26 protein-coding genes are annotated in these 26,187 nt (G+C 71.5%); 11 read left to right on the top strand and 15 right to left on the bottom strand.

The genetic code is table 11. The features are described from left to right. Positions 1-24: 24 nt before the first annotated feature. A complete protein-coding gene (locus ADEH_RS13375) occupies positions 25-588 on the top strand; it encodes a J domain-containing protein (protein WP_011421639.1) in 564 nt (187 codons plus the stop codon). A 2-nt stretch (positions 589-590) separates the two neighbouring features. Beyond that, on the top strand, positions 591-1,097 hold the full coding sequence (locus tag ADEH_RS13370) for a CvpA family protein (RefSeq protein ID WP_041453535.1): 507 nt from the start codon (positions 591-593) through the stop codon (positions 1,095-1,097). Positions 1,098-1,103: 6 nt separating this feature from the next. Here the strand turns inward: ADEH_RS13370 and clpX are convergent, their stop codons facing one another. From clpX to ADEH_RS13355, 3 genes are all read right to left on the bottom strand, one after another. Then, on the bottom strand, positions 1,104-2,210 hold the full coding sequence (gene clpX / locus ADEH_RS13365; protein ID WP_011421637.1) for an ATP-dependent Clp protease ATP-binding subunit ClpX: 1,107 nt from the start codon (positions 2,208-2,210) through the stop codon (positions 1,104-1,106). Between the two features lie 70 nt (positions 2,211-2,280). Next, positions 2,281-3,306 carry an agmatinase family protein gene (locus tag ADEH_RS13360; protein WP_011421636.1) on the bottom strand — a complete coding sequence of 342 codons (1,026 nt, stop codon included), beginning with the start codon at positions 3,304-3,306 and terminating at the stop codon, positions 2,281-2,283. Between the two features lie 178 nt (positions 3,307-3,484). Then, a complete protein-coding gene (locus ADEH_RS13355) occupies positions 3,485-3,964 on the bottom strand; it encodes an RrF2 family transcriptional regulator (protein WP_011421635.1) in 480 nt (159 codons plus the stop codon). A 95-nt stretch (positions 3,965-4,059) separates the two neighbouring features. Here ADEH_RS13355 and ADEH_RS13350 point away from each other — a divergent pair, with 95 nt between their 5' ends. Beyond that, the gene (locus ADEH_RS13350; RefSeq protein ID WP_011421634.1) at positions 4,060-4,911 is read left to right on the top strand and encodes a PHP domain-containing protein; all 852 of its coding nucleotides are present in this window, start codon (positions 4,060-4,062) and stop codon (positions 4,909-4,911) included. 370 nt (positions 4,912-5,281) lie between these two features. Here ADEH_RS13350 and ADEH_RS13345 read toward each other — a convergent pair whose 3' ends face one another. The 11 genes from ADEH_RS13345 to ADEH_RS13295 all read right to left on the bottom strand — a co-directional run bounded on the left by ADEH_RS13345 (position 5,282) and on the right by ADEH_RS13295 (position 17,053). Further along, positions 5,282-6,832, bottom strand: coding sequence for an NADH-quinone oxidoreductase subunit N (locus ADEH_RS13345; RefSeq protein ID WP_011421633.1), 1,551 nt, complete (start codon positions 6,830-6,832; stop codon positions 5,282-5,284). A gap of 16 nt (positions 6,833-6,848) precedes the next feature. Then, positions 6,849-8,498: a complex I subunit 4 family protein gene (locus tag ADEH_RS13340; RefSeq protein WP_011421632.1), complete on the bottom strand. Its 1,650-nt coding sequence runs from the start codon at positions 8,496-8,498 to the stop codon at positions 6,849-6,851. An 18-nt stretch (positions 8,499-8,516) separates the two neighbouring features. Next, positions 8,517-10,988, bottom strand: coding sequence for a proton-conducting transporter membrane subunit (locus ADEH_RS13335; protein WP_011421631.1), 2,472 nt, complete (start codon positions 10,986-10,988; stop codon positions 8,517-8,519). Positions 10,989-10,991: 3 nt separating this feature from the next. Continuing rightward, positions 10,992-11,300 carry an NADH-quinone oxidoreductase subunit NuoK gene (gene nuoK, locus ADEH_RS13330; RefSeq protein WP_011421630.1) on the bottom strand — a complete coding sequence of 103 codons (309 nt, stop codon included), beginning with the start codon at positions 11,298-11,300 and terminating at the stop codon, positions 10,992-10,994. Between the two features lie 16 nt (positions 11,301-11,316). Then, the gene (locus ADEH_RS13325) at positions 11,317-11,952 is read right to left on the bottom strand and encodes an NADH-quinone oxidoreductase subunit J family protein (protein WP_011421629.1); all 636 of its coding nucleotides are present in this window, start codon (positions 11,950-11,952) and stop codon (positions 11,317-11,319) included. 8 nt (positions 11,953-11,960) lie between these two features. Continuing rightward, entirely contained in the window at positions 11,961-12,755 is a 795-nt protein-coding gene (locus ADEH_RS13320) for a 4Fe-4S binding protein (protein ID WP_011421628.1), read from the bottom strand. Positions 12,756-12,768: 13 nt separating this feature from the next. Beyond that, positions 12,769-14,163, bottom strand: coding sequence for a complex I subunit 1/NuoH family protein (locus ADEH_RS13315; RefSeq protein WP_011421627.1), 1,395 nt, complete (start codon positions 14,161-14,163; stop codon positions 12,769-12,771). Further along, positions 14,160-15,299, bottom strand: coding sequence for an NADH-quinone oxidoreductase subunit D (locus tag ADEH_RS13310; RefSeq protein ID WP_011421626.1), 1,140 nt, complete (start codon positions 15,297-15,299; stop codon positions 14,160-14,162). The genes ADEH_RS13315 and ADEH_RS13310 overlap by 4 nt, the downstream gene beginning before the upstream one ends. A 9-nt stretch (positions 15,300-15,308) precedes the next feature. Beyond that, positions 15,309-15,899, bottom strand: a complete 591-nt coding sequence (locus tag ADEH_RS13305; protein WP_011421625.1) for an NADH-quinone oxidoreductase subunit C — start codon at positions 15,897-15,899, stop codon at positions 15,309-15,311. A 112-nt stretch (positions 15,900-16,011) separates the two neighbouring features. Next, positions 16,012-16,533: an NADH-quinone oxidoreductase subunit B gene (locus ADEH_RS13300; protein WP_011421624.1), complete on the bottom strand. Its 522-nt coding sequence runs from the start codon at positions 16,531-16,533 to the stop codon at positions 16,012-16,014. An 82-nt stretch (positions 16,534-16,615) separates the two neighbouring features. Further along, positions 16,616-17,053, bottom strand: a complete 438-nt coding sequence (locus tag ADEH_RS13295) for an NADH-quinone oxidoreductase subunit A (protein WP_011421623.1) — start codon at positions 17,051-17,053, stop codon at positions 16,616-16,618. Positions 17,054-17,213: 160 nt separating this feature from the next. On the opposite strand from ADEH_RS13295, the gene ADEH_RS13290 reads away from it, so the two are divergent. From ADEH_RS13290 to ADEH_RS13255, 8 genes are all read left to right on the top strand, one after another. Beyond that, on the top strand, positions 17,214-17,603 hold the full coding sequence (locus tag ADEH_RS13290) for an NADH-quinone oxidoreductase subunit A (protein WP_011421622.1): 390 nt from the start codon (positions 17,214-17,216) through the stop codon (positions 17,601-17,603). Positions 17,604-17,619: 16 nt separating this feature from the next. Continuing rightward, positions 17,620-18,168 carry an NADH-quinone oxidoreductase subunit B gene (locus ADEH_RS13285; protein ID WP_011421621.1) on the top strand — a complete coding sequence of 183 codons (549 nt, stop codon included), beginning with the start codon at positions 17,620-17,622 and terminating at the stop codon, positions 18,166-18,168. Between the two features lie 14 nt (positions 18,169-18,182). Continuing rightward, positions 18,183-18,710: an NADH-quinone oxidoreductase subunit C gene (locus ADEH_RS13280; protein ID WP_011421620.1), complete on the top strand. Its 528-nt coding sequence runs from the start codon at positions 18,183-18,185 to the stop codon at positions 18,708-18,710. A gap of 84 nt (positions 18,711-18,794) precedes the next feature. Continuing rightward, entirely contained in the window at positions 18,795-20,087 is a 1,293-nt protein-coding gene (locus ADEH_RS13275; protein WP_041453534.1) for an NADH-quinone oxidoreductase subunit D, read from the top strand. A 26-nt stretch (positions 20,088-20,113) separates the two neighbouring features. Next, positions 20,114-21,865: a 2Fe-2S iron-sulfur cluster-binding protein gene (locus ADEH_RS13270; RefSeq protein WP_011421618.1), complete on the top strand. Its 1,752-nt coding sequence runs from the start codon at positions 20,114-20,116 to the stop codon at positions 21,863-21,865. Between the two features lie 12 nt (positions 21,866-21,877). Next, positions 21,878-23,260: a complex I subunit 1/NuoH family protein gene (locus tag ADEH_RS13265; protein WP_011421617.1), complete on the top strand. Its 1,383-nt coding sequence runs from the start codon at positions 21,878-21,880 to the stop codon at positions 23,258-23,260. Between the two features lie 4 nt (positions 23,261-23,264). Next, complete coding sequence (locus tag ADEH_RS13260; protein WP_011421616.1) at positions 23,265-23,984, top strand: NuoI/complex I 23 kDa subunit family protein; 720 nt, start codon at positions 23,265-23,267, stop codon at positions 23,982-23,984. Positions 23,985-24,060: 76 nt separating this feature from the next. Then, on the top strand, positions 24,061-25,602 hold the full coding sequence (locus ADEH_RS13255) for a hypothetical protein (protein WP_011421615.1): 1,542 nt from the start codon (positions 24,061-24,063) through the stop codon (positions 25,600-25,602). Here ADEH_RS13255 and ADEH_RS13250 read toward each other — a convergent pair. Beyond that, entirely contained in the window at positions 25,574-26,158 is a 585-nt protein-coding gene (locus ADEH_RS13250) for a porin family protein (protein ID WP_011421614.1), read from the bottom strand. The genes ADEH_RS13255 and ADEH_RS13250 overlap by 29 nt on opposite strands. Positions 26,159-26,187: the final 29 nt, after the last annotated feature.

Genomic DNA, 26,187 nt, shown 5'->3' with positions numbered 1-26,187 from the left:
CGGTCCGCGGACGGACGGGACGGAATGGACGCGCAGTTCCTCATCGAGGTGGAGACGCTGGCGGCCGCGCTCGACCAGCTCGACTACTACGGGGTGCTGAAGATCCCCGCCACGGCCACGCCGCCGGAGATCAAGGCGGCCTACTACCGCGAGTCGCGCACCTTCCACCCGGACCGCTACGCGGCGGTGCCGAGCGCCGAGGTCCGCGACCTGGTGGGCCGCATCTACCGGCGGGTGAACGAGGCGTACACGGTGCTGCGCGACGACCGGAAGCGCGCGCGCTACCTGGCCGACATCTCCGGGCCGGACCGCGAGCGCAAGCTCCGCTTCACCGAGGCCGACGAGGCGGCGGTGAAGGAGGAGCAGAAGCGGAAGCTGGAGGAGCAGCTCGGGCAGACGCCGAACGGCCGCAAGTTCTACGCGGCCGCGCTCACCGAGATCCAGGCGGGGCGCTGGGAAGCGGCCGAGCGGGCGCTGAAGAGCGCGCTCATGTACGAGCCGGCCAACGCCCGCTTCAAGGAGCAGCTCGCGCTGGTGGCCGCCGAGGCCGAGAAGCTCCGCCCCAAGGGCGACTACCGGATCAAGTAGGCGTGACGCTCGACCTCGCCGTGCTCGCGGTGCTGGCGCTGGCCGCGGTGGCCGGCGCGATGAGCGGCGCGCTGCGCCAGCTGGTCGAGCTGGGCGGCGCGGTGCTGGGCTGGCTCGCGGCGCGGCACCTCGCCGGCGCGGTGGCGGGCGGCCTCGACCGCTGGATGCCGGGGCTGGTGGCGCGCGCGGCCGCCCCGGCGCTCCTGTTCCTCGGCACCTGGGCGCTCGTGTCGCTGGTGGGCGCGCTCGTGCTGCGCGCCACCGGCGTGTCCGCGGTGGTGCGCGGCCCGGCCGACCGCGGGCTGGGGGCGCTGCTCGGCGGGGCGAAGGGCGCGCTGGCGGCCTGGGTCCTGGTCTCGGCGCTGCTGCTCGCCGCCGCGGGGGCGCCCCGGGCGCTCGGGCTCGACCTGCGCGGGAGCGACTTCGCCGCGCTGGTGCGGTCGCACGACCTGCTCGAGCGGCTCGACCTGGAGCAGGCGCGCGCGCTCGAGCGCGCGCTCCACCGCTGAGCGCGCTCAGCCGCCGGCGAGCCGCTCCGGCCCGTCCGCCGCCACGATCCCCGGCCCGATCGCCTCGAGGCGCGCGCGGACCCAGGGCGCGTCGAGCAGCACGCGCGTGCCGCTCCGCTCCGGGGCCTCGAAGAGCAGCTCGGCGAGCACCTCCTCCACCACCGCGCGGAGCCCGCGCGCGCCCGCCCCGCGCTCGCGCGCGAACGCGACCAGCTCGCGCAGCGCGCCGTCGGTGACGTCCAGCTCCACGCCGTCCGCCGCGAGCAGCGCGCGCATCTGGCGGAGCACCGCGTCCGGCGGGCCGGTGAGCACCTCCAGCAGCGCCTCGGGCCCGAGCTCGTCGAGCTGCACCACCACCGGCAGCCGGCCCAGGAACTCGGCCAGCATCCCGTACTCCACCAGGTCGCGCGGCCGGATCCGCCGGCGCGGCGCCGCCGCCCCCGGCCGCGCCGCCCCGAAGCCCAGCGAGCGGCCGTCGCCGCCGTAGGAGAACAGGTCGGAGAAGGTCCCGGCGCAGACGAACAGGATGTCGGTGGTGTCCACCGGAACGGTGTCGCGCCGCGCCCACTGCGGCCCGCCCAGGCCGAGCGGCACGTGCACCTCGCGCCCCTCCAGCAGCTTCAGGAGCGCCTGCTGCACGCCCTCGCCGCCGATGTCGCGCTGGCCGGCGCCGCCGCGGGCCGGCTGCGAGCGGCGCGCGATCTTGTCCACCTCGTCCACGAACACGATGCCGCGCTGCGCCTCCTCGATGGAGTGGCTCGCGCGCAGCAGCAGCTCGCCGATCATCGTCTCCACGTCCTTGCCGTAGTAGCCGGCCTCGGTGAACTCGGTGGCGTCGGCGACGTGGAACGGGACCTCGAGCACGCGGGCCAGGTGGCGCGCGAGGTGGGTCTTGCCGCAGCCGGTCGGGCCGATGAGCAGCACGTTCGACTTCTGCAGCGCCACCTCGCGGCTGGCGCGGCGCAGCGCCACGCGCTTCACGTGGCTGTACGCCGCCACCGCCAGCGCGCGCTTCGCGGGCTCCTGGCCGATGACGTACTGCGAGAGCCGCGCGTGGATCTCGCGGGGGGTGAGGACGGGGAGCGGCTCGTCGAGGCGGAGCGGCGGCTTCACACCCTGAACGGTATGGCCGGGCCGCGGCGCGGCAACGACGCGCCGGGCGCGCGCCGGGACGCGGCGCCGCTCAGCGCCCGGCCAGCGCCCAGCCGATCAGCTTGTAGAGCAGGCGGGCGCCCACGTTGCCGTCCCAGTCGCCGCCCTCGGGGCCGGGCGAGACCTCGACCACGTCGAAGCCGACGATGCGCCGGCCGCTCCGCACCACCGCGCCGACGAGGTACGCGGCCTCCTGGAACGAGAGGCCGCCCGGCACCGGCGTGCCGGTGTGCGGGCAGAGCGTGGGATCGAGCCCGTCCACGTCGAAGGTGACGTACACCTCGCGCGGCAGCGGCTCGACGATGCGCCCGACCTGCGCCGCCCAGGGCTCGCCCTCGAAGCGCGCGCGGGAAAGCGCGGCGTCGTGGTGCTGCACGATCCGGCCGCCCGACGCCGCCGCGTAGGCGTGCTCCTCCTCGGAGAGGTCGCGCAGGCCGACCTGCACGATCCGGGACAGCTCCGGGAGCCGCTCGGCGGCGTTGTAGATCACCGAGGCGTGGCTGTACGTGAACCCCTCGAACGCGACGCGCAGGTCGGCGTGGGCGTCCACGTGCAGGAGGCCCATGCCCGGGTGGCGCCGCGCGTGCGCGGCGATGGCGCCGAGCGCGGTGGAGTGGTCGCCGCCCACCAGGCCGACGGTCTTGCCGCGGGCGAGCAGCCCGGCGACGCGGTCCTCCACCCAGGCGTTCACGCGCCCGCAGGCCTCGTCCACCTCGGCGGCCGCCCGCGCCAGGTCCTGCCGGCCGGGCACCAGGCCACCGGCGGCGATCACCGGCTCGGCGGCCGCGCGCGCCTCGCGGTCGAGCCGCGCGATCTCCTCCGGCACCGGGAGCATGTGGATGCCGGCCTCGTACGGGCGGCCGGTCTCCACGTCGAACAGGTCCACCTGCCGGCTCGCGTCGAGGATCGCCTCCGGGCCGCGCGAGGTGCCGCCGCCGTAGGAGGTGGTGGCCTCGAACGGCACCGGGACGAGCACCACGCCCGCGTCGCGCTCGGAGTGGGGGAGGCCGAACACGCCGGAGCCGGGCTGCGCGGCGGCGGAGGGATCGAAGGTCATGGCGGGAGTCTAACGCGGAGGGGCGGGGCGCAGCCCGGAACCAGTCGATCGCGGCCCTGACCGCGCGCCGTCAGGCGCGCCCGCGGGGACCCTCGCGCGAGCGCGCGAGGTCACGGGCCCCGCGCAGCAGGGTGGGGGCCCCACGGAGCTCCGCTCCGTGGGGCGGGGCGCAGCCCCGTCAGATGACCGGTCGCGCGGACGACTGGATCTGGAGCTGCACCAGGCCGATCTGGCCGTCGTCCGCCGGCTTGAAGGCGAGCTCGGAGAGCTTGGCCTGCCGGTAGACGTCGAGCATCCGCTCCTGCCCCAGGCGCCACACCGACACCATGGTGCACGCCGTGGAGTGGCCGCAGGCGTCCTCGCCGTCGAGGCAGACGTTGAGGGCGACCGGCCCCTCCACCGACTCGATCACGTCGAGGAAGCTGATGTCCACCGGCATCCGCGCCAGCGCGTAGCCGCCGTGCGGGCCGCGGGTGGAGCGGACCAGGCCGGTGTCCACCAGGGTCTTCAGGATCTTGGCGAGGAAGTCCTCCGGCACGTCCATCTGCCGGGCGATCTCGCGGAACGGGACCACGGAATCCTGCGGGATCGACGCGAGATAGATCATGGCCCTCAGGCCGTAGTCGATCTTCCGTGAGATCCGGAGTACGTGCTGCATGAACGCTCGCCTTTCCGCGCGCCGGCCCCTCTCCCTTCCGGGCGCGCGCCGACCTGGAGAGACGGCTATCCTATCACGTTCGAGGTGCACAATTCATGGGTGAGCCGGCTGCCGGGCAGGGCGTCAACGGAAAGATAGACCTGCATTCCCACAGCAAGGCGTCTGACGGCCAGTATCCCGCCGGCGAGGTAGCCGAGCGGGCGAGCGCGGCGGGCGTGGGCGTGTGGGCGCTCTGCGACCACGACACCGTGGCGGGGATGGACGACGCGGCGGCGGCGGCCGCGCGGCTCGGGCTGCGGCTGGTGCCGGGCATCGAGCTCTCGGCGTTCCTGGAGCGCCGCGAGATCCACCTGCTCGGCCACTTCGTGGACCCGGCGCACCCGCGCCTGCGCGCGTTCGAGGACTTCCTGGCGCTGCGCCGGCGCGAGCGCATGCAGCGGATCGTCGAGAAGCTCGGCGCGCTGGGCCTGCGCCTCCAGGTCGAGGACATCGAGAAGTGGAGCGGCGGCAAGACCATCGGCCGCCCCCATGTCGCGCGCGCGCTGGTCGAGCTGGGCGCGGTGGCCACCGTGAAGGAGGCCTTCGACGCCTACCTCGGAGAGGGGAAGCCGGCCTACGTGCAGCGCTACCGCCTCGAGGCCGACGAGGCCGTCCGCCTGGTGCGGGCCGCCGGCGGCACCACCACGGTCGCGCACCCCGGCGTCTCGAAGCTGGAGCGCTGGGATCTCGAGCGCCTCCGCCAGGCGGGCGTGGAGGGGCTGGAGGTCTACCACGTGGATCACAACCCCTCGGTGCGCGAGAAGTACCTGCGCATCGCCGAGGCGCTGGACCTCGTGCCCACCGCCGGCTCCGACTTCCACGGCGAGGCCGTCGCGCCCGACCGCCACCTCGGCGACGTGAGCATGCCCGAGCACGAGCTGCAGCGCCTCGAGGCGCGAAGGCCGTAGCACCCTCGCAGCCACGCGAGGCGCAGCCGACTCAAGCCACCAGCGCAGCGACTCACGCCACCAGCAGGGAGGGGCCCCGACGCCCTTCGGCGAGCTCAGGGCGGCGGGGCGAGGGCGCAGCGAACGCGGGCAGCAGGGAGGGGCCCCAGCCGCAGGCTGGGGAGGGGTGCAACCCCTCCCCGCGGGGACCGCTCGCGTGCCCGCGCAAGCGGGCGCGAGCGGTCACGGGCCCCGCGCAGCAGGAGTGGGGCCCCGACGCCCTTCGGCGAGCTCAGGGCGGCGGGGCGAGGGCGCAGCCCTCGTAGTAAATGAGCCCGACCAGCGGGGGCGCTGGCCGGGCCCGGGGAGGGCTGCGGGGGGAGGGTTCCCGCTAGCCCCGGAACAGCGTGAGCGACGCGCGCGTCCACTCGATCATCGGCGACCACCAGACGCCGAAGATCAGGATCAGGACCGAGAACGCGCCCAGCATGAGCTGGTAGCCGGGCTTCGCCGCCATGGGCTTCGGCTCGGCGAACGGCACGTCGATGAACATCGCCCGGACGATCCGCAGGTAGTAGAAGAGCGACACCGCGGTGTTGAGCGCCGCGATGATCGCGAGCAGCGCGTACCAGTTGCCGCCCGGGCCGGGGACGCGCTCGAACACGGCGTAGAACAGGTACCACTTGCCCGCGAACCCGGCGAACGGCGGGATGCCGGTGAGCGAGAACAGGAAGATCGCGAACGCGACGGCCGCGACCGGCGCCCGCTTCGACAGGCCCCGGTAGTCGAGGATCGACTCGGAGCCGGTGGACTCCGCCACCCAGATGACGACCAGGAACGCGCCCAGGTTCATCACCAGGTAGACGAGCATGTAGATCATCACCGACTGCACGCCCATCGCCGAGACCGCCGAGAGGCCCATCAGCATGTAGCCGGCGTGCGCGATCGACGAGTACGCCAGCAGGCGCTTCAGGTTCGTCTGCTGCAGCGCGCTCAGGTTGCCGAGCGTCATGGTGACCGCGGAGATGACGCCGATCACCGCCGGCCAGGGGATCCCGCCCAGCGCCTCGGCCAGGCCGGTGGTCGGGGAGGCCGGGCCGCTGAACGCGGACAGGAAGAACCGGAGCGCCAGCGCGAAGCCGGCCGCCTTCGGGCCCACCGAGAGGAACGCGGTGAACGGGGTGGGCGCGCCCTCGTACACGTCCGGGCACCACATGTGGAACGGGACCGCGGCGATCTTGTACGCGAGGCCCGCGGCGACGAACACCGCGCCCACCACCAGCGCGAGGCGGGTGGCCGCGAGCGACAGGCCCGACGCCTGGATGGCCGCGATGCGCGGCCCGAGCTCGAGCAGGCTGGTCGTGCCGGTGAGGCCGTACAGGTAGCTCATGCCGAACAGCATTACGCCCGAGGCCACGCCGCCGTAGATGACGTACTTCAGCGAGCCCTCGGCGGCCTTGCGGTCCGCGCGGCGGAAGCCGGCGAGCACGTAGCTCACGATCGAGACGAGCTCGATCGACATGTACATCATGAGCAGGTCGGTCGCGCTCGCCATCATGAACAGGCCGAGCACGATGGCGGTGAGCAGGCCGTAGAACTGGCCCACCCGCGAGGCGTCGAAGTCCTTGCCCTGCGCGGTGATGAGCACGGTCAGCGCGCCGGCGCCCAGGAACAGCCACTTGAAGAAGATCGCGAACGCGTCGTTCGCGAGCATGCCGTTGAAGAGCGCCTGCGCGTCGGCGGGCTGCTGCGCGAGCAGGGCCGCCGCCGCCGCGAACACCACCAGCGAGGCCGCGCTCAGCCAGGCCACGCGGGCCGCGCGCTTCTTCCAGGCGATGTCCAGCACGAAGAGGACCAGCGCGCCCACCGTGAGGGCCGCCTCGGGGCGGAACCACGCGGTGGAGCGCAGGTTCTCTTCGACCAGTGGGATGAGGTCCGTCATGCGTCGCCCCTCGGGCCTACAGCGGCTTGATGTTCTGGATGAGGGCGTGCAGGGCCGGGTTGATGACGCCCAGGATCGCCTGCGGGTAGAAGCCCAGGTAGATGCAGATGACGGCGAGCGGGTACAGCGACATGCGCTCGCGCCAGTTCAGGTCCGGGTAGCCCTTGTAGACCGGGTTCAGCTTGCCCAGGAACATCCGGTGGATCGCCCACAGGTAGTACGCGGCGGTCAGGACGACGCTGGTGGCCGAGATGATCGTGTAGGTGGTGAACACCGGGAACGCGCCCGAGAACACCGTGAACTCGGAGATGAAGCCGGCCAGGCCGGGCAGGCCCAGGGAGGCGAAGAACGCGAGGCCCATGATGGCGCTGTACTCGGGCAGCTCCTGCGCCAGGCCGCCGAACTTCTCGATCTCGCGGTGGTGGGCGCGGTCGTAGATCACGCCCACGATGAGGAACAGCATCGGGCTGATGATGCCGTGGGTGAAGAGGTTCAGCACCGCGCCCGAGATGCCCTGCGGCGTCATCGCCGCCATGCCGAGCAGCGAGAAGCCCATGTGCGAGACGGAGGAGTACGCGATGAGCTTCTTCAGGTCCTTCTGCGCGAGGCAGACGAACGCCGCGTAGATGATGTTGATGACGCCGAACACCGCGATGGCGCCGGCCGCCCAGGCGGTCGCGTCGGGGAGGATCCCGTAGTTGAAGCGCAGGATGCCGTAGATGCCCATCTTCAGGAGCACGCCGGCCAGGATGACGGAGATGGGCGTGGGCGCCTCGACGTGGGCGTCGGGCAACCAGGTGTGGAAGGGGAACATCGGGATCTTGATGGCGAACCCGATGAACAGGCCGATGAAGACGATCTTGGCGAAGGAGAAGCCGAGGATCGGGGCGGCGTTGCGGAACTGGCCGGCCGCGCCCTGCTTGGCGAGCTCGATCAGGTTGAAGGTGTGGCCGCTCGACCAGGAGCCGTCGGCGAGCTGCGCGGGCGCGCTGTTGTAGTAGATGCCGATGATCGCGAGGAGCATCAGCACGGAGCCGGCGAGGGTGTAGAGGAAGAACTTGATCGCCGCGTACTCCTTGCGCGGCCCGCCCCAGATGCCGATGAGGAAGTACATCGGCAGGAGCATGATCTCCCAGAACACGTAGAACAGGAACATGTCGAGGGCGACGAAGGTGCCCATCATGCCGGTCTGCAGCAGCAGCAGCATGGCCATGTAGCCCGGCACCATCCGCACCGAGAAGTGCTTGGGGTGGTGCGGGTCTTCGTGGCCGTCGTCCACCATGCCGGCCATCTCGGCGTCCTTCTTCCCCGACCACCACGGCATCGACGCGATGGTGGCGATGAAGGAGATGAGGCCGGACAGCAGCACCATCGAGATCGAGATGCCGTCCACCCCGAAGTAGAACTCGATGTTGAAGGCGCGGATCCAGGTGAAGTGCTGGACCAGCTGCACGCCCGTGGCCGACGGGTCGTACATGCGCCACGCGGCGATGGCGGCCGCGAAGGAGAGCGCGCTCGTCACGAGCGCGATCCAGCGGGAGCCGTCGTCGACGAGCTTCTTGTCGAGGCGGAGGAAGAACTTCGCGGCCAGCAGGACGACGATGAGCGCCGACCCGATGACCGGGAAGAAGGTGGCCCAGCTGAGGACGTTTCCTGGCGTGAACATGACGCGCTCTCCCGGTTGCTACGAGATGAGGAAGTTGAGCAGGACCACCACCAGCGCGCCCCCGAGCGCGCCGTACAGGTAGGTCTGGACCTTGCCGGTCTGGAGCGAGCGGAGGTACCGGCCGCACTCCTGGGTGACGCTGGCGACGGCGTTCACCGCGCCGTCCACGAGGTACTTGTCGATGGCGCCGTCGATGTTGGCGACCACGCGGGTGACCGTGCCGGCCAGGAGCACCAGGCGGTCGATCACGTTCGAGTCGAACCAGGACGCGGCCTGCGCGACCTTCATCGACGGCTTCAGGACGGCGACCGCGTACAGCTCGTCCACGTAGTACTTGTTGTAGACGACCGTCCAGACGCCCAGGAACTTCTCGCGCAGCCGCGCCGGGACCTCGCTCCGCGCGTCCTTGAACAGCAGCATCGCGAAGAACCAGCCGACCGCGCCGGCCAGCACGCCGATCGCCTGGAACATGTACTCGGTGGAGTGCGACAGGTGCTGGAACGGCACGCCCTCCTGCGCGGTGAGCGCCGGGGCGAGCCAGTGCTCGAGGATGGGCGCCTTGCCGGTCCAGGCCATGGGGATGCCCAGGAACAGCGTGAAGAAGGAGCCGAGCGCGAGCAGCGAGAGGACCAGCGTGACGGTCCAGGGCGACTCGTGCGGCGTGCCGCCGTGGTGGCCGTGGTCGTCGTGCGCCGGCGCGTGGGCGGTCGCCGCGGCGGCGGCCGGGGCGTGGACCGCGTGGCCGTGGGCCGGGGCGGCGTGGCCGTGCGCGTGGCCGTCGGCGTGGACCGCGCCGTCCGAGGCGTGGACCGCGACGGCCAGGTGCGACATGGCGGCGGCGCCGGCGGAGTGCGGGTCCTCGTTGTGCTCGTCGTGGTGCCCGGCGTTCCCGCGGTACTCGCCGGTGAACGTCATGTAGTACGACCGGAACATGTAGAAGCTGGTGCCGGTCGCCGCGATGATGCCGACCACGAAGATGGCCGGCCCGAGCCACGGGGTGGGCACGCCGAACAGCGCCAGGTGCCCGCTGGTGAACGCCTTGTAGAGGATCTCGTCCTTCGAGTAGAAGCCGTTCATCCACGGGAAGCCGGCGATGGCCCAGCACGCCGCGAGGTAGGTCCAGCGCGTGATGGGCATGTGCTTCTTCAGCCCGCCCATCTTCCGCATGTCCTGCTCGTGGTGGCAGCCGAGGATCACCGAGCCGGAGCCGAGGAACAGCGTGGCCTTGAAGAACGCGTGCGTGAGCAGGTGGTACGCGCCGGCCCAGTACGCGCCCACGCCGACCCCGATGAACATGAAGCCGAGCTGGGAGACGGTGGAGTAGGCGAGGACCTTCTTGATGTCGTACTGGAAGAAGCCGATCGACGCGGCGAAGATCGCGGTCGCGGCGCCGATGAGCGCCACCCAGCCCATCGCGCTCGCCGAGAGCGCGAACAGGAAGTTGAGGCGCGCCACCATGTACACGCCGGCCGTCACCATGGTGGCGGCGTGGATGAGGGCGGAGACCGGCGTCGGGCCCGCCATCGCGTCCGGGAGCCAGACGTAGAGCGGGATCTGGGCGCTCTTGCCCATCGCGCCGACGAACAGGAGGACGCAGACGAGCGTCAGGAGCGAGACGCCCCAGATGCTCGAGCCGGCCAGGTGCTCCTTCACGCCGGTGGACTCGATCACCACCTGATCCCGCAGCTCGCGGAAGTTCATGGTGGGGCCGACCTTCACGTCGTGGACGCTCGGGGCGAGCGCCTGCGACTGCGCGGCGGTGGCGGCGCCGGCGGTGGCGTTCAGCTCGGCGAGCGGCTGGTAGTCGTTGTTCCGCAGCCCGCTGCCGGTCCGCGGCGTCCATGCGCCGCCCAGGGCCCAGAACAGCAGGAACAGGCCGGCCAGGAAGCCGAAGTCGCCGAAGCGGTTCGCCACGAAGGCCTTCATGCCGGCCTTCGCCTTCTCGGGGTCCGTGTACCAGAAGGCGATGAGCAGGTACGAGGCGAGGCCCACGCCCTCCCACCCGAAGAACATCACCGCGAAGTTGTCGCCCATCACCAGGAGCAACATCGCGAAGACGAACAGGTTCAGGTAGCTGAAGAACCGCCAGTACGACGGCTCGTCGTGCATGTACCCGATGGAGAAGACGTGGATGAGCGAGCCGATCCCGGTGATGACCAGCACCATCATCATCGAGAGCGGGTCGAGCGCGAACCCGAAGTCCACCGTCATGCGGCCGGCGGTCATCAGGTTCCAGAGCGTGTCCTGGAGGAAGCGCTCCTCGGAGGGGAGCCGCAGCATCTGGGCGAACGCGACCAGCGCCACCCCGAAGGCCGCCAGCATCGCGGCCACCGCGATGCGGTGGACGATCTTCCTCCCGAACAGCTGCTGCAGCTTCCAGCCGATCAGCGCGTTGACGGTCGCGCCGATGAGCGGGAACAGCGGGATGAGCCAGAGGTAGCCGACGTTCGTGACGGCGATCCGGCCGAGCTCGTGAGCGGTCTCGTGCATCGGCTACTCCCGCATCAGGTCCGCGGCGCGGACGTCGATGGTCTTGAACGTCTGGAAGATGGCCAGGACGATGGCGAGGCCCACCGCCGCCTCCGCCGCCGCCAGGACGATGACGAACAGGGCGAAGACCTGCCCGGTGACGCCGCCGCCCGAGTAGTGGTTGAAGGCGACGAAGTTCACGTTGGCGCCGTTCAGGATGAGCTCGACGCCCATCAGGACGCCGACCGCGTTGCGCCGGGTGGCCACGGTCACGATGCCGAAGGCGAACAGCAGGGCGCCGACGACGAGGAAGTGCGAGAGCGAGATCTGCATGGCGTTCTCCGGCCGGTCAGTCGGCCTTGATCTCCTTGCGCGCGATGACGATGGCCCCGACGAGCGTCGAGAGCAGCACCAGCGACGCCACCTCGAACGGCAGCAGCCACCGCGAGAGGAACGCGTCGCCGATCGCCTGCGTGGTGGGCGCGAGCGGCGCGGCGGCCCCCGCCTGCCACGGGGTGAGCAGCGCGACCGCCAGCAGCACCGGCGCGCCGGCCACGAACAGCAGGAACCCGCCGAACAGGCCGAAGCTGGTGTTGGAGACGTTGATGTCGGTGATGCGGTTGGTGAGCATCACCGCGAACAGGATCAGCACCAGCACGCCGCCGATGTAGATGAGCAGCTGGGTGACGGCGACGAAGTCCGCCGAGAGCAGCACGTACAGCGAGCCGGCGCCGAGCAGCGCCACCAGCAGGCCGAACGTGCTGTAGAGGATGTTGCGCGAGAGCGCGACGCCGGCGGCCCCGGCCACGGTGAGGACCGCGAGCGCGTAGAACAGCACGTCCGGCAGGCCCAGGCCGGCCGCCTCCGGGCGCGGCGTGGCCAGCGCGGCGGGGCGGATCACCTGGGTGGTCATGTAGCCGACGAAGGCGATCACCGCGACGGTGGCGACCGCCCAGGTGGTGAGCTTTCCTCCCTTGGATTCCATCGGCGGCCTCACTTGGACTCGGGGTTGGCGGCGGGGGCCGCGGGCGCGGCCGGCGCCTCGGCGGCCGGCGCGGCGGGGGCGGCGGCGGCCGCGGGAGCAGGGGCGGCGGCGGGCTTGGCCGGCGCGGGCGCGGCGGCGGGGGCCGCAGCGGCGGGCGCAGCGGGAGCGGCCGCCGCGGGCTTCGCGGCCGGGGCCGCCTTCGCGGCGGGCTTCGCCTCGGCCGGCTTGGGCGGCTCGGGCGGCAGGAACTGCGGCGCCGACCGGTCCCAGGCCATGGTCTCGAGGCGCTGGCGCACCAGCGAGCCCAGCGGGACGCGCGGGTAGTACTCCGCGTTCTTGTCCACCTTGTAGACCGGGAACGGGTTCATCGGGTCGGCCCAGCGGAACACCAGGTTCCGGATGTGCTTGTGCGTGCCCTCGAACTCGCGGGTGTGCTGGATCGAGCCGGTGGGGCAGGGCTCGACGCACAGGCCGCAGAACATGCACTTCGCCTCGTCGATGTCGAACTGGGTGACGACGCGCTGCTTCGGGTTGGCCGCGTCCTTCTCGAGCGAGATCTGGATGCAGCCGATCGGGCAGGCGCGCTCACAGGCCTGGCACCCGGTGCAGATGCCCGAGTCCACCTCGAGGAACCCGCGGTAGCGCGGCGGGAGCATGTCGCGCACCGGCATGGGCGTGCGGTCCGGGTACTGGACCGTGGTCGGCCGGCGGGCGAGGTACGAGAGCGTGATCGAGAGGCCGTGCCAGAAGGACTTCACCGTGTCCCGGATGGCGCCGGTGTACGCGCGGACGGTCTGAGGCATCGTTCCGGTCCCCTTACCAGTTGGTGAAGTCGACGCGGTCGCCGACCGCGGAGATGTTCCGCCGCGTCAGGCGGAGGAAGGAGAAGCCCGCCACGATCGCCGCGACGAGCATCAGGCCGCCCACCACCGGCGCGGTGGCCGGGACGCGCGCCACCAGGATCTGCCAGAGCAGCGTGGCGACGAAGCAGACGAAGGCGAACGGGACCAGGTACTTCCAGCAGAGGCTCATCATCTGGTCCACGCGGATGCGGGGGAGCGTCCAGCGCACCCACACCACCACGTTGAGGAGCACCAGCGTCTTCGCGACGAAGACCAGCATCGAGGCGAGCTGCAGGCCCCACCAGGCCAGGCCGGGGAGGTCGCCGGCGCCGCGCGCCGCCGCGAACACCTCGGGGCCGGCGAACGGCACCTGCCAGCCGCCGAAGAACAGCGTCACGCTGATCGCCGACATCACCCAGAGGTTGCCGAACTCCACCAGGAAGAAGAGCGCGAAGCGGAAGGCGGAGTACTCGGAGAGGTAGCCGGCCACCAGCTCCGACTCGGCCTCGGGGAGGTCGAACGGGGTGCGGTTGCCCTCGGCGAGCTGCGCCACGAAGAAGATCGCGAACGCGACCATCGCGAACGGGTTGGTGAGCGCGTGCCACTCCCACGGCCAGGCGCCCTGCGAGCGGATGATGCCCTGCATCGAGAGCGTGCCGGACATCAGCACCGGCACCATCACCGCCAGGCCGGCCGGGATCTCGTAGGAGATCACCTGCGCGGCGGACCGCATGCCGCCGAACAGCGCCCACTTGGAGTTGGAGGACCAGCCCGCCACCAGGATGCCGACCACCACCAGCGCGGTGACCGCGGTGATGTAGAAGATGCCGACGTTCAGGTCGGCGGCGATCAGGCTCTCGCCGAAGGGCAGGGCGACGAACACCAGCGCGAAGCCCACCAGCACGAAGTACGGGGCCGCGCGGAACAGGAGCCGGTCGGCGTCGGCGGGGATGAGGTCCTCCTTGAGGAGGAGCTTCACCGCGTCGGCGATCCACTGGAAGAAGCCGGCCGCGCCCACGCGGTTGTAGCCGATGCGGCTCTGCATGCGGGCGCTGACCCGCATCTCCCACCACACCGTCATGCCGGAGATGACCGCGCCGAACGACACGAGGATCAGCGCCAGCACCGCCATCGCCACCAGCCAGAGCGCGTACTGGCCGGTCTGCGACCAGCCGGAGACGTCCACCCCGGCGGCGCGGAGCGCCGCGGCGAGCATGGCGGGCTTGGAGAGCGGCGAGAGCACCAGCACCGCGGCGAGCAGGACGGTGGGCAGGCCGAAGCCGACCGCGAGCGTCGCGAGCACGACGCCGCGGGCCGTCCGGCCCGGCCCCTTGCTCAGGTCCTGGTTCTTGATGGCGGGGGCGTTCATCGATCGATCTCCGGGGCGACGACGTCGAGCGACGAGATGAGGGCCACCAGGTCGGCGACCATCAGGCCGCGCGAGATGTCCTCGATGATGCACATGGCGGTGAACGAGCCGGTGCGGGCGCGCACCCGGTACGCCTTGTTGGTGCCGTCGGAGATCACGTAGTAGGCCAGCTCGCCGCGGGCGCTCTCGACGCGCCCGAGCGCCTCGCCCGCCTCCGGCTTGATGTTGCGCGGCACCTTGGCGGTGATCTCGCCCTCCGGCAGCGAGTCGAGCGCCTGGCGGACGATCTTCGAGGACTCGGCCATCTCCAGGCAGCGCACGTAGTACCGGTCGAACGAGTCGCCGGCGGTGCCGAAGAAGCCCTTGCCCACCGGCACGTCGAACTTGAAGTTCGGGTAGGCGCCGTAGGGGAGGTCGCGCCGCACGTCCCAGTCCACGCCGGAGCCGCGCAGGTTCGGGCCGACCAGGCCGTAGTTGATCGCCATCGGGCCCGGGATCACCGCCACGTTCGCCAGGCGCTTCACGTAGATCTCGTTGAACGAGATCAGCCGGTCGAACTCGGCCAGGAACTTGTCGAAGTGGTCGAGGAAGTGGAGGACCTTGTCCCGCCAGCCCTCCGGCAGGTCGAACGCGACGCCGCCGATGCGGTGGTAGTTGTAGGTCAGCCGCGCGCCGCAGAGCGCCTCGAGCAGGTCGTTGATGGTCTCCCGCTCGCGGATGCCGTGGAGCATCGGGGTGAACGCGCCGATGTCCATGACCATCGTGCCCACCGAGACGAGGTGGGAGGCGATGCGGCACAGCTCGCAGGAGATGGCGCGCAGCCACTGGGCCCGCTGCGGCACCTCGATCTTGAGCAGCCGCTCGACCGCGATCGCGTAGCCCTCGTTGGCGAACATCGCCGCCACGTAGTCCACGCGGTCGGTGTACGGCATGAAGCCGGGGTAGCCGACCAGCTCGCCGATCTTCTCGATCGAGCGGTGCAGGTAGCCGACGTCCGGCGTGGCGCGCTTCAGCACCTCGCCGTCGGTCTCCACCAGGAAGTTGATGACGCCGTGGGTGGACGGGTGCTGCGGGCCGAAGTTGAGGATCATCTCCTCGTTCTGGCGGTCCACGCGGCGGAGGATGAGCTTTTCCATGTCGTCTCCCTACGCCTTGGGGGCGGCCGCGGCGGCGTCGGGCGCGGCGGGCGGCGCCGCCTTCGCGGCGGCCTCGGCGCGGCGCTGGTCGTCGAGCCGCTTCAGCTCGACGAGCGGGTTCTCGCGGACGTTGGAGATGCCGTGCCAGCCGCCCGCCTCCTGGTAGTCCTTGCGCAGCGGGTGGCCCACCCAGTCGTCGGGCAGCATCAGGCGGCGCAGGTCGGGGTGGCCGGTGAACGTCACGCCGAACAGGTCGTAGACCTCGCGCTCGAACCAGTTCGCGGTCTTCCAGACGCCCTCGACGGTCGGGACCACCGGCGCGGCGCGGTCCGCCTCGACCTTCAGCACGATCGAGTGGCGGTGGCGGTACGAGAGCAGGTGGTAGACGACCTCGATCACGTTCCGCTTCGGCCAGTCCACCGCGGTGAGGTCCTCGAGAAAGTCCATCTCGAGTGCGGGCTCGGCGGCGAGGAAGCGGGAGACCTCGACGATCCGCTCCGCCTTCACCACGCAGAACGCGTCGATCTTCGGCTCGGACAGCGGGCCGACGTCGTCTCCGAACCGCGCCTTCAGCCGCTCGTGGATTTCATGAGTCGTCATTCGTCCCTCTTCTACGGTACAGGGCGAAGCGGTACGCCCCATCCGAGCGTTCCGCCCCGCCCCGTCCTGAAACAGCCGGTCAGCGAGATGCGAGTGGGCAGCCGGGAAGGCGCTAGGCACCCTCCGCCTGCGCCGCCGGGCGACGCTTGGTGGACCAGGGCTCGCTCCGGACGATCTCCTGGAGCCGGAGGAGGCCTTCGGTGAGCGCCTCGGGGCGCGGCGGGCAGCCCGGGACGTAGACGTCCACCGGGATGACCTTGTCGACGCCCTTGCAGACCGAGTAGCCGAGCTGGAACAGGCCGCCGCAGTTCGAGCAGGAGCCCATGGAGATGACGTACTTCGGCTCGGGCATCTGGTCGTAGAGCAGGCGGGCGCGCTCGGCCATCTTGTAGGTGAGCGTGCCGGCCACGATCATGAAGTCGGCCTGGCGCGGGGAGGCGCGGGGGATCGCGCCGAAGCGCATCAGGTCGGCGCGCGGGCCGCCGGTCTGCATCAGCTCGATGCCGCAGCAGGCGAGGCCGAACGTCAGGTAGTAGAGCGAGCTCGCGCGCGCGAGGTTGATGAGGTTGTCCAGCTGGCTCGTGTGGAGCAGCGTGACCTCGCCGCCGATCCCCGGGTCCATGCGTGCCGCCATGTGCGAACCGCCTCCTGCCTTGCGCGTCCTGCGTTTGACCGCGATCAGTCGATGAACCGCTCGTGCAGCCCGACTTGTTCCGTCAGGCGGCGCGGCGCGGCTCGGCCCGGGCAGGCGCCTCCTCGCTCGGCGCGCCCAGCGTCTTGATCCACTCGAGGTCGCCGTGCGCCCAGGCCCAGGCCAGCCCGACCACCAGGATGCCGGTGAAGACCAGCAGCTCGAAGAAGGCCACCCAGGCCATGCCCGGACCCTGGGCCACCCAGCCCTTGAAGACGGCCACGACGGGGAAGGTCAGGGCGATGTCCACCTCGAAGACGAGGAAGACCAGGGCGACGAGGTAGAAGCGCGGGTTGAAGTTGAACCACGCAACCCCGACGGGGCGCTCGCCGCACTCGTAGATGGATGCCTTCTCGGGGTTGGGCCACTTCGGACCCAGTGCGCGGGATGCCGCAATTCCACCGAGCGCGAACCCGACGGCGACCACCGCGAAGACGAGTACGGTACCGAAATCGAAGCCCATGGCTGGCGACCCTTTGTGGACCTATCCTGTCGGCAAATCTAGGGAAACAGGCGGGCGGAGTCTACAGAAGGGGAACCTGATGTCAAGGGGTGGAAACCCGTTGACAAAGGCCATTGGGGCGGGCACTTAACGGGCTCCCCACCCCGACCAGTACCCACCTATGCTGACACCCCTGCAGATCTACTTCCCGATCGGCGTAGTCCTGCTGGTGGCGGTCGTTCTCGCCTTCACGATGCTCGGCCTGGCCAACGTGCTCGGACCGCGCAGACCCAGCCTGGTGAAGCAGACCCCGTTCGAGTGCGGATCGGAGCCGATCGGCTCCGCGCGCGAGCGGTTCGGCGTGAAGTTCTACGTCGTGGCGCTGCTCTTCATCGTGTTCGACATCGAGGCGATCTTCCTCTACCCGTGGGCCGTGCTGCTGCTGCCCGACGGCCAGGGCTACCCCGGCCTCGGCTGGCCCGGGTTCATCTCCATGGGGATCTTCGTGTTCACCCTGGTCGCGGGCCTCGTCTACGTCTGGAAGAAGGGCGTCCTCGACTGGGCGGATTAGAGAGGAGCGACCGCACATGGCATCGGAGCTCGACGGGCTGCCCGTCATCGCCACGCGCCGGGAAGAGGCGGAGGGGTTCCTCCAGGGCCTCGTCTCGAAGAGCCTCGGCTGGGCGCGAAAGTACTCGCTGTTCACCTATCCGTTCGTCACCGCCTGCTGTGGCATGGAGTACATGACCATGGCCTCGGCGCGGTACGACTCGGACCGCTTCGGCGCGGCCATGCCGCGGTTCTCGCCGCGCCAGGCCGACCTGCTGATGGTCGTCGGCACGGTGAACTGCAAGCAGGCGCCCATCCTCCAGCGCATCTACGAGCAGATGGCCGATCCGAAGTGGGTGATGGCGTTCGGCGTCTGCGCCAGCTCCGGCGGCTTCTACGACAACTACGCGACGGTGCAGGGCATCGACCGCATCATCCCGGTGGACGTCTACGTGCCGGGCTGCCCGCCGCGGCCGGAGCAGGTGCTCGACGGCATCATGCTGCTCCAGAAGAAGATCCAGAACCAGTCGCACAAGCTCATCGACCGCAAGCCGCTCCCGGTGATCGCGGGCGGCCCCGGCCGGTAGGCGCGAGGACCCTCATGTCCAAGGCCGTGATCGCCGCGCTCGTCGAGCGCTTCCCGGATGCCGTCCACGCCCCGTACGAGGGCGTCGGCGGCGACGACTGCGCGTTCGTGGAGCGGAGCCGGATCGTAGACGTGTGCCGCTTCCTGAAGGAGGAGCCGTCGCTCGCCTTCAACATGGCGCCGTACATCACGGCGGTGGACTACCTCGGGGCCACGCCGCGCTTCGAGGTCGTCTACAACCTGCTCTCGACCGTGCACAACAAGCGCGTCCGCCTGCGGGTGAAGGTGCCCGAGGGGCCGGAGGGCGTCGTGCCGTCGGTGACCGGCCTGTGGCGCGGCGCCGACTGGTTCGAGCGCTACTGCTGGGACATGTACGGCATCCCGTTCTCCGGGCACCCGGACATGCGCCGGCTGCTCATGTACGACGAGTTCGAGGGGCACCCGCTCCGCAAGGACTATCCGCTGCGCGGTCGCCAGCCGCTGGTGGTCGAGCGCGAGGTGCACGACATCTTCCGCGGGCCCGGGCCCGCGTCGCGCGACTAGCGTTTCTTTCCACGCCGCCGGGCCGCGCTCTCGCGCGGTGGCGGCGGGCGCCCCTCCGGAAGGACCGGGCGCGCGGAGGACGAGATGAGCGAGGCGAAGGGAGTCGGAGGCATCGATCCGCGGGCGACGCCGGGCAGCGCCGGCGCCGGCGAGCGGCCGCCCATGGGGACGGTGTCCCGGGCGGGCGACGGCGAGCTGTACGCGCCGATGCCCTCGAAGCACATGGTCATCAACCTCGGCCCGTCGCACCCGGCCATGCACGGGGTGACCCGCGCCGTGGTGGAGCTGAACGGCGAGATCATCGAGGAGATGAAGCTGGACATCGGCTTCCTCCACCGCGGCTTCGAGAAGAGCTGCGAGAACGTGACCTGGGGCCAGGTGTTCCCGTACACCGACCGGCTCAACTACGTCAGCTCCATCATGAACAACGTGGGGTTCGCGCTGGCGGTCGAGAAGCTCGCCAAGCTCGAGATCCCCGAGCGCGCCCGGTACCTGCGCGTCATCACCAGCGAGATCCACCGCATCTGCGACCACCTCACGCTGGTGGGCGCCATGGCGATGGAGCTCGGCGCGATGACCGTGTTCCTGTACGGCATCGAGGCCCGCGACCTGCTCTGGGACCGCCTCGCCGAGCTGTGCGGCGCGCGGCTCACCTCGAACTACGCGCGCATCGGCGGCGTGGCCCGCGACATGCCCGAGGGCTGGCAGGAGAAGACGCTGAAGGTGCTGGACCGCGTGGTCGCGATCCGCGAGGAGATCGGCCAGCTCCTCAACCGCAACCGCATCTTCATCGACCGCTGCCTGAACACCGGCAAGGTGTCGCGCGAGGACGCGCTCGAGCTGGGCTTCACCGGCCCGTGCCTGCGCGCCTCCGGCGAGCCGTACGACATCCGCAAGGCGGCGCCGTACCTGGTCTACGACCGGCTCGACTTCGACATCCCGGTGGGCTCGAACGGCGACAACTTCGACCGCTACCTCATGCGCATGGAGGAGATGCGGCAGTCGGACAAGATCATCCGCCAGTGCTTCGAGCAGATGGCGCCCGGCGAGATCATCGTGCAGGACTTCCGCTACGCCCTGCCGCCCAAGCCGCTCGTGTACGGCACCATCGAGGGCGTGATGGCGCACTTCAAGCTGGTGATGGAGGGGATCAAGGTCCCGGCCGGCGAGGTGTACAGCTACACCGAGGCCGCCAACGGCGAGCTGGGCTTCTACGTCGTCTCCGACGGCGGGGGCCGCCCCTACAAGCTCGGCCTGCGCGCGCCGGGCTGGCCGATGCTGGCCGCCCTGCCGGTGATGACCAAGGGTTCGCTGCTGTCCGACCTCATCCCCACCTTCGACAGCATCAACATGATCGGCGGCGAGGTGGAGCAGTAGCCTCGCCCGGGAACCAGGAGCCTCCGATGGCTGAAGAGAAGAAGCCCGACGCCGCGCCGCCCAAGCCGCCCGGCCCCCCGGCGCCGCCGCCGCCGAAGAACCCCGGCTTCGTCACCGCGATCGTGGACGGGAAGGAAGTCGTGGTGAAGCCCGGCACGACCGTCATCGAGGCGGCCAAGGCGGTCGGGATCGACATCCCGTACTACTGCTACCACAAGCGCCTCAGCATCGCGGCCAACTGCCGGATGTGCCTGGTGGAGATGTCGAACGCGCCCGGCGGCAAGCTCATGCCGGCCTGCCAGATGCCGGTGGCCGAGGGCGTGACGGTGAAGACCGACACGCCGCGCGTGAAGGACCAGCAGCGCGCCACGCTCGAGTTCCTGCTGCTCAACCACCCGGTCGACTGCTCCATCTGCGACCAGGCCGGCGAGTGCAAGCTGCAGGACTACTACATGGCCTACGACCGGCAGCCCTCGCGGCTGGACGTGCCGAAGGTCATGAAGGGCAAGCGCGTCGAGCTCGGGCCCACCGTGACGCTGGATCAGGAGCGCTGCATCCTGTGCACGCGCTGCGTCCGCTTCATGCGCGAGGTGGCCGAGAACCCGCAGCTCGGCGTCGCCCAGCGCGGCAACGAGAGCTTCATCACCACGTTCCCCGGCCAGCCGCTCGACGACAAGTACGCCGGCAACGTGGTGGACATCTGCCCGGTCGGCGCGCTCACCTCGACCGACTTCCGGTTCCGCGGCCGCGTGTGGTTCATGAGCTCGGCCCGCTCCGTCTGCACCGGCTGCGCGCGCGGCTGCAACACGTTCCTCGACTACCTGAACGACGTCACCTACCGGTATCGCCCGCGCGAGAACGACGCCGTGAACGAGGAGTGGATGTGCGACGACGGGCGCACGTCCTACAAGTACCTGAACGCCGGCCGCGTGCTGGTGGCGCGCGAGGGCCGGGGCGCGAACGCGCAGCCGCTCCCCCGCAAGGTCGCGCCGCGGCGCGCCGCGGAGGTGCTGCTGCCGCACGTCGCGGCGGGCTCGCTCGCGGTGCTGCTGTCGCCGGTCGCGTCGCTCGAGGACCTCCTGGTGGCCTGCAAGGTCGCGAAGGAGGGGCTCAAGGTCGGCGAGGTCTACGCCGGCGGCCGCGCCGACGGCTGGCAGGACGACTTCCTGAAGCGCGCCGACGAGAACCCCAACCGCAAGGGCCTGGAGCTCGCCGCGGCGGCGTACGGCCTCGCGGTCCGGCCGTTCGCGGACCTGGTGGCCGCGGCCGGCGCCGGCAAGGTGAAGGGGCTCTGGGCGGTCGGCACCGAGGTGCCCGACGCGAAGGCCGCCGAGAAGCTCGGCGCGCTGGAGATCGTGGCGCAGTCGTACGGCGACGCGGCGCTCGCGCAGCACGCCGCCGTGCTCCTGCCCGCCTCGCCGCACTCGGAGATGGACGGCACGTTCGTCAACTTCGAGGGGCGGGCGCAGCGCTTCGAGATGGCGTACTTCCCGAAGGGCGAGTCGCGGCCGCACTGGGCGCTCGCCGCCGAGCTCGGGGCGGCGCTGGGGCTGCCGCTCGCCTTCGCGAGCGGCCGCGAGGTGTTCGCGGCCCTGGGGCCGCAGCTCGGGAGCGCCCTGGGCGACTTCGCCTGGGACTCGCTGCCGTCCACCGGCAGTCGGCTCGGGATCGTGCCGCTCGCCGCCGGGACCGTGGACGGCCGCCTGCCGGGCAACCGCGACCGCGTGCCGTCCGAGACCACCGAGGATTACCGCCGCGCGATGTCGCGCACGTCGTAGGAGGGAGAGCCGGTGAACCGATTCTTCGGAATGCTCCTCGTCATCGCGGCGACGCTGGCCGGCCTGGTGCTGCTGTCGGCCGGGTTCTACCTGGCAGCCGGGTGGCTGGGCTGGGGCTTCAACGCGCTGACCGGCTGGATCAGCGGGTCGCCGGGCGTCTCCCGCGCGGCCGTGTACTACGGCGCCTCGGTGGCGAACGTCGTCACGCTGCTGCTCGTCGTGCTGATGATCAGCTCGTCGCTGCTGACGGTGGCCGAGCGCAAGTGGTCGGCGCTCATCCAGAACCGCATCGGCGCGAACCGCATCAAGGTGTTCGGCTCGGCGCTGGGCGGCATCCCGTTCCTCGCCGCCGACGCGCTCAAGATGCTCACCAAGGAGCGCATCGAGACCACCGGGCGCACCCGGGTGCTCTACGAGCTCGCGCCGATGCTGGCGTTCGCGCCGGTGTTCGCGCTGTTCGCGATCATCCCGGTGGGGCAGGGGATCGAGCTGAACCAGATCCCGGGCCTGGCGGGCGCCGCCGCCGCGGGCGCGGTCGAGCAGATCGCGCTGCAGGTCTCGCGCACCGACACCGGCCTGCTCTACCTGTTCGCGATCGCCTCGCTCCAGGTGTACGGCACCGCGCTCGCCGGCTGGGCGTCCAACAACAAGCTGGCCCTGCTCGGCGGCGTCCGCGCCTCGTCGCAGATGATCAGCTACGAGGTCTCGCTGGGCCTCTCGCTGGTCGGCACGATGATCGCCTACCGCACGCTCCGCCTGGAGGAGATGGTGGTGGCGCAGGGGACCCCGGTGCTCGGCCCGGTGCCGGCGCTCGGCCTGCTGCTGCAGCCCATCGGCTTCCTCATCTTCTTCGCCAGCGCGTTCGCCGAGACCAAGCGCGCGCCGTTCGACCTCCCCGAGGGCGAGAGCGAGATCGTCGGCTACTTCGTCGAGTACTCCGGCATGAAGTTCGGCCTGCTGTTCCTGGCCGAGTTCGCCGAGATCGTGGTGCTCGCGGGCGTGATCACCGCGGTGTTCCTGGGCGGCTGGCACCCCATCCTGTTCGAGGGCTGGCTGCGCCAGAACCTGACGCCGTTCTGGTTCGCGGCGGTGGGCGCCGGGGCGTTCATCGCGAAGATGATCGTCATGATGTGGCTGCAGCTCACCATCCGCTGGCTGCTGCCGCGCTTCCGCTTCGACCAGATCCAGAAGCTGTGCTGGAAGCTGCTGCTCCCGGCCGCCCTGGTGAACGTCTTCGTGACCGGCGGCGCGCTGCTGCTCGATCCGAGCGGCCAGCTGCTGGCCTGGATCGGCATCCTCACCATCGTCGTCATCGCCGTCCTCACCGCCGCGGTCGGCCGCGCGCCCGCCCCCGCGGCGGGGCACGGCGCCGCCCACGCCGCCGCCGGACACTGACGCCATGCCCTACCAGCTCGAGAACCGCCCGCCGGACCTGCGCGAGTCGATGTACTTCCCGGAGATCATCCGGGGCATCGGCACGATCACGAAGCACTTCCTGAAGAACCTGTTCTTCTCGCGGGACGCGAACCCGGACATCCTCGCCCGCAAGCGCGGGGGCTTCGGGCACTCCGACAACGTCACGCTGCAGTACCCGGAGGAGCGGGCGCCCTACGCGCCGGCCTACCGCGGGCTGCACCGGCTGGTGCCGCGCGAGGACGGGAAGCCCCGCTGCGTCGCCTGCTACATGTGCGCGACCATCTGCCCGGCGCAGTGCATCTACATCGAGGCGGCCGAGTACCCGGACGATCCGGTCGAGAAGTACCCCGCGAAGTTCGTGATCGACGAGCTGCGCTGCATCGTCTGCGGCTTCTGCGTGGAGGCCTGCCCGAAGGACGCCATCCGCATGGACTCCGGCGAGCACACGCCGCCGTCCTACGAGCGCTCGGCGCAGATCTGGGACGAGAAGCGGCTGCTCCGCGGCCCCCCGGTGTCGTACCAGTACGATCCCTGGCTGCGCCGCGGCTCGCCGTCCATCCCGCCCGACAAGCTCGAGGAGATGCGCGCGCGCGCGAAGCCGTTCCCGACGGTCGCGACCGACGAGGCCAGCCAGACGCCGGGCTTCTCGGTGCGGGCGCTCGCCGCCGAGGCGAAGGACCGGGCCCAGGCGGCCCGGAAGTAGGCCCGGCCCGGGCGTCCCGAGGCCCCGCCCGCCGGCTCCGGCGGCGGGGCCTTCGTGCGTCCGGGAGGGAGGCGCCGTGACGCGGGCGATCACCAGGGCGCGGGGCGCGCTCGCCACCCTCGCGGCGCTCGCCGCCGCGGCGGCGCTGCTCGACCTCGGGGGCCTGCACCGGCTGGAGGACGGCGACTCGATCGTCCCGGTGCTGGTCGCGCTGCAGCGCTGGACGCCGTTCTACTGGGACCAGGAGCGCTACGGGATGCTGGTCCCGCTGCTCGCGCTCCCGGTCCGCGATCCGCTCTGGAACCTGCTCCTGCAGCGCGCGCTGCTGGGCCTGGCGGGCCTCGCGGCGGTGGTGCTGCTCGCCCGCCACGCGCTCGGCGCGCGGTGGCGGCTCGCCGGCGCGCTCGCGGTCGCGGCGCTCCTCGCCGCCGCGCCGGCGCCGTGGCTGTTCGAGTACCTCTGGAGCCAGCCCTACGGGCTCTCGCTGGCGCTGGCGCTCGCCGGCCTCGCCGCCGCCGAGCCGCGCCCCGACCCGGACCGCCTGGCGCCCGCGCTGCCCGGCCCGGGCCGGATCGCGGCCGGGCTCGCCCTCTGCCTGGTCGCGCACTGGGTGAACGCGGCGGTGGGGCTGGTGCTCCTCCCGCTGGCGGTCGCGCGCGCCGCGGTGGACCTCGCGCAGGGCGCGAGCCGGCCCGCGCTCCGGCTGCGCCTCGCCACCGAGGTGGCGCTGCTCGCCGCCGGGCTCGGGGCGGGCCAGGTCATGATCCGGCTCTACCCGGTCCTCACCGGCAACCTGCTCCGGCTGCCGCTCGGCACGCTCCCGCCGCACGAGTGGCCGCGGGCCTGGGCCGCGCTGCTGGGGCGCGCCTGGGAGGCGTCCGGGCGGTGGCCGGCGGCGCTCGGCGCCTGCGCCGCGGCGGGCGTCCTGGTGCAGCTCGCCTGGCCCGCGGCGCGGCCGCACGCGCGGGCGGCGCTGCTCCGCGCGGCCGCGCTCTGCCTCGCCGCGCTCGCGTACGCGCTCGCCGCCGGCGTGCTGCGCTGGGTCGAGGTGAACGCGTACCACTGGCGCTACCTCGCGCCGGCGGCGGTGCTGGTCCACCTCGCGGCGGTGTCGCTGCTGGCCGATCCGGTCGCGCGCGCCCTGCGGGAGGGGCCGCTCGCCCGGGCCGTGGCGCTGGCGCTGGTCCCGGCGGCGGCGCTGGCCGTGGCCGGCGCGCCGTCGCTCGCGCGCGTGCGCGCGGACCTGGACGCGGCGGCGGGGCGCTACACGGCGGACGTGCTCGCGGCGCGCTGCCGCCTGATCACCGGCGACTACTGGTCGGTGTGGCCGGCCGTCTGGCACGCGGCCTGGGTCGCGCACGCGCGCGGCCTCGACGCGCCGGTGCACGGGCTCGCGCACCGCGCCAACCCGACGGCGCCGGACTGGGCGGGGACGCCGCGCGAGGCGCTGCGGATCTGCCGGGTGCGGGGGAAGGAGGCCGAGGCGGAGCGCGCGCTGCGCGACTTCCGCCTCTGGCCGGTGCGGGTGCTGGAGCGGCGCGGGACGGTGGACGTCCTCGCGCCCGCGCCGCCCTCGAGCCCCGCGGGTGCTAGAGGCCGAACGTCGCGCCCACCATGAAGGTGAACGTGTCGTCGTCGTAGTCGCCGAAGTACGGGTGCAGCGCGATCTCGCCGACGAGGCGGACCTTCGGGGCGATGTTGAAGTACGCGCCGGCGCCGATGCGCATCGCCAGGCCGGTGGCCGAGTCGTCCACCGTGCGGCGGAGGCCGGTGAACGGATCCGGCACGTCCACCTCGAGCGAGGCGTGGTACAGGCCGAGGCCCAGGTCGCCGTAGACGCCGACCTGCGGCGCGAGCGCGACCGCCAGGCGGGCCGCCGGCATGATCGTGAACACGTCGTTCGTCACGTCGTAGCCGTAGCCCAGGTCGTCGGACAGGTGCGACCAGCCGACCGAGCCGACGCCGACCAGCATCACGTTCGGCGAGATGCGCTGGAGGTCCATCTCGCCGTCGAGGCGGAGGGCGAGGCCGTCGAGGTCGCCCGAGTCGAAGCCGATGAGGCCGCCGAGGCGCATGGAGGGCTGCGACGAGTACCGGGACTGCGCGGACGCGACGCCCGGCAGCGCGAGCAGCGCGGCGAGGGCGAGGGTCGTGAGGCGGGGAGCCGACGTCATCATGTTCTCCTGATCGTGAATGGTCCCTA

Origin of the sequence: Anaeromyxobacter dehalogenans 2CP-C (genome assembly GCF_000013385.1) — a bacterium.
Classification (GTDB): Bacteria; Myxococcota; Myxococcia; order Myxococcales; family Anaeromyxobacteraceae; genus Anaeromyxobacter; species Anaeromyxobacter dehalogenans_B.
The sequence above is the reverse complement of the archived record's forward strand: the minus strand, read 5'-3'. Positions and strand labels throughout refer to the sequence as shown.

Coding starts and splice junctions, on each gene's coding strand:
- ADEH_RS13310 (WP_011421626.1), bottom strand. CDS start 15,299: ATGGAAAAGCTCATCCTCCGCCGCGTGGACCGCCAGAACGAGGAGATG.
- ADEH_RS13340 (WP_011421632.1), bottom strand. CDS start 8,498: ATGTTCACGCCAGGAAACGTCCTCAGCTGGGCCACCTTCTTCCCGGTC.
- ADEH_RS13260 (WP_011421616.1), top strand. CDS start 23,265: ATGCCCTACCAGCTCGAGAACCGCCCGCCGGACCTGCGCGAGTCGATG.
- ADEH_RS13250 (WP_011421614.1), bottom strand. CDS start 26,158: ATGACGTCGGCTCCCCGCCTCACGACCCTCGCCCTCGCCGCGCTGCTC.
- ADEH_RS13355 (WP_011421635.1), bottom strand. CDS start 3,964: ATGCAGCACGTACTCCGGATCTCACGGAAGATCGACTACGGCCTGAGG.
- ADEH_RS13300 (WP_011421624.1), bottom strand. CDS start 16,533: ATGGCGGCACGCATGGACCCGGGGATCGGCGGCGAGGTCACGCTGCTC.
- ADEH_RS13290 (WP_011421622.1), top strand. CDS start 17,214: ATGCTGACACCCCTGCAGATCTACTTCCCGATCGGCGTAGTCCTGCTG.
- ADEH_RS13275 (WP_041453534.1), top strand. CDS start 18,795: ATGAGCGAGGCGAAGGGAGTCGGAGGCATCGATCCGCGGGCGACGCCG.
- ADEH_RS13345 (WP_011421633.1), bottom strand. CDS start 6,832: ATGACGGACCTCATCCCACTGGTCGAAGAGAACCTGCGCTCCACCGCG.
- ADEH_RS13335 (WP_011421631.1), bottom strand. CDS start 10,988: ATGCACGAGACCGCTCACGAGCTCGGCCGGATCGCCGTCACGAACGTC.
- ADEH_RS13315 (WP_011421627.1), bottom strand. CDS start 14,163: ATGAACGCCCCCGCCATCAAGAACCAGGACCTGAGCAAGGGGCCGGGC.
- ADEH_RS13295 (WP_011421623.1), bottom strand. CDS start 17,053: ATGGGCTTCGATTTCGGTACCGTACTCGTCTTCGCGGTGGTCGCCGTC.
- ADEH_RS13360 (WP_011421636.1), bottom strand. CDS start 3,306: ATGACCTTCGATCCCTCCGCCGCCGCGCAGCCCGGCTCCGGCGTGTTC.
- ADEH_RS13320 (WP_011421628.1), bottom strand. CDS start 12,755: ATGCCTCAGACCGTCCGCGCGTACACCGGCGCCATCCGGGACACGGTG.
- ADEH_RS13325 (WP_011421629.1), bottom strand. CDS start 11,952: ATGGAATCCAAGGGAGGAAAGCTCACCACCTGGGCGGTCGCCACCGTC.
- ADEH_RS13375 (WP_011421639.1), top strand. CDS start 25: ATGGACGCGCAGTTCCTCATCGAGGTGGAGACGCTGGCGGCCGCGCTC.
- ADEH_RS13305 (WP_011421625.1), bottom strand. CDS start 15,899: ATGACGACTCATGAAATCCACGAGCGGCTGAAGGCGCGGTTCGGAGAC.
- ADEH_RS13350 (WP_011421634.1), top strand. CDS start 4,060: ATGGGTGAGCCGGCTGCCGGGCAGGGCGTCAACGGAAAGATAGACCTG.
- ADEH_RS13270 (WP_011421618.1), top strand. CDS start 20,114: ATGGCTGAAGAGAAGAAGCCCGACGCCGCGCCGCCCAAGCCGCCCGGC.
- ADEH_RS13285 (WP_011421621.1), top strand. CDS start 17,620: ATGGCATCGGAGCTCGACGGGCTGCCCGTCATCGCCACGCGCCGGGAA.
- nuoK (WP_011421630.1), bottom strand. CDS start 11,300: ATGCAGATCTCGCTCTCGCACTTCCTCGTCGTCGGCGCCCTGCTGTTC.
- ADEH_RS13280 (WP_011421620.1), top strand. CDS start 18,183: ATGTCCAAGGCCGTGATCGCCGCGCTCGTCGAGCGCTTCCCGGATGCC.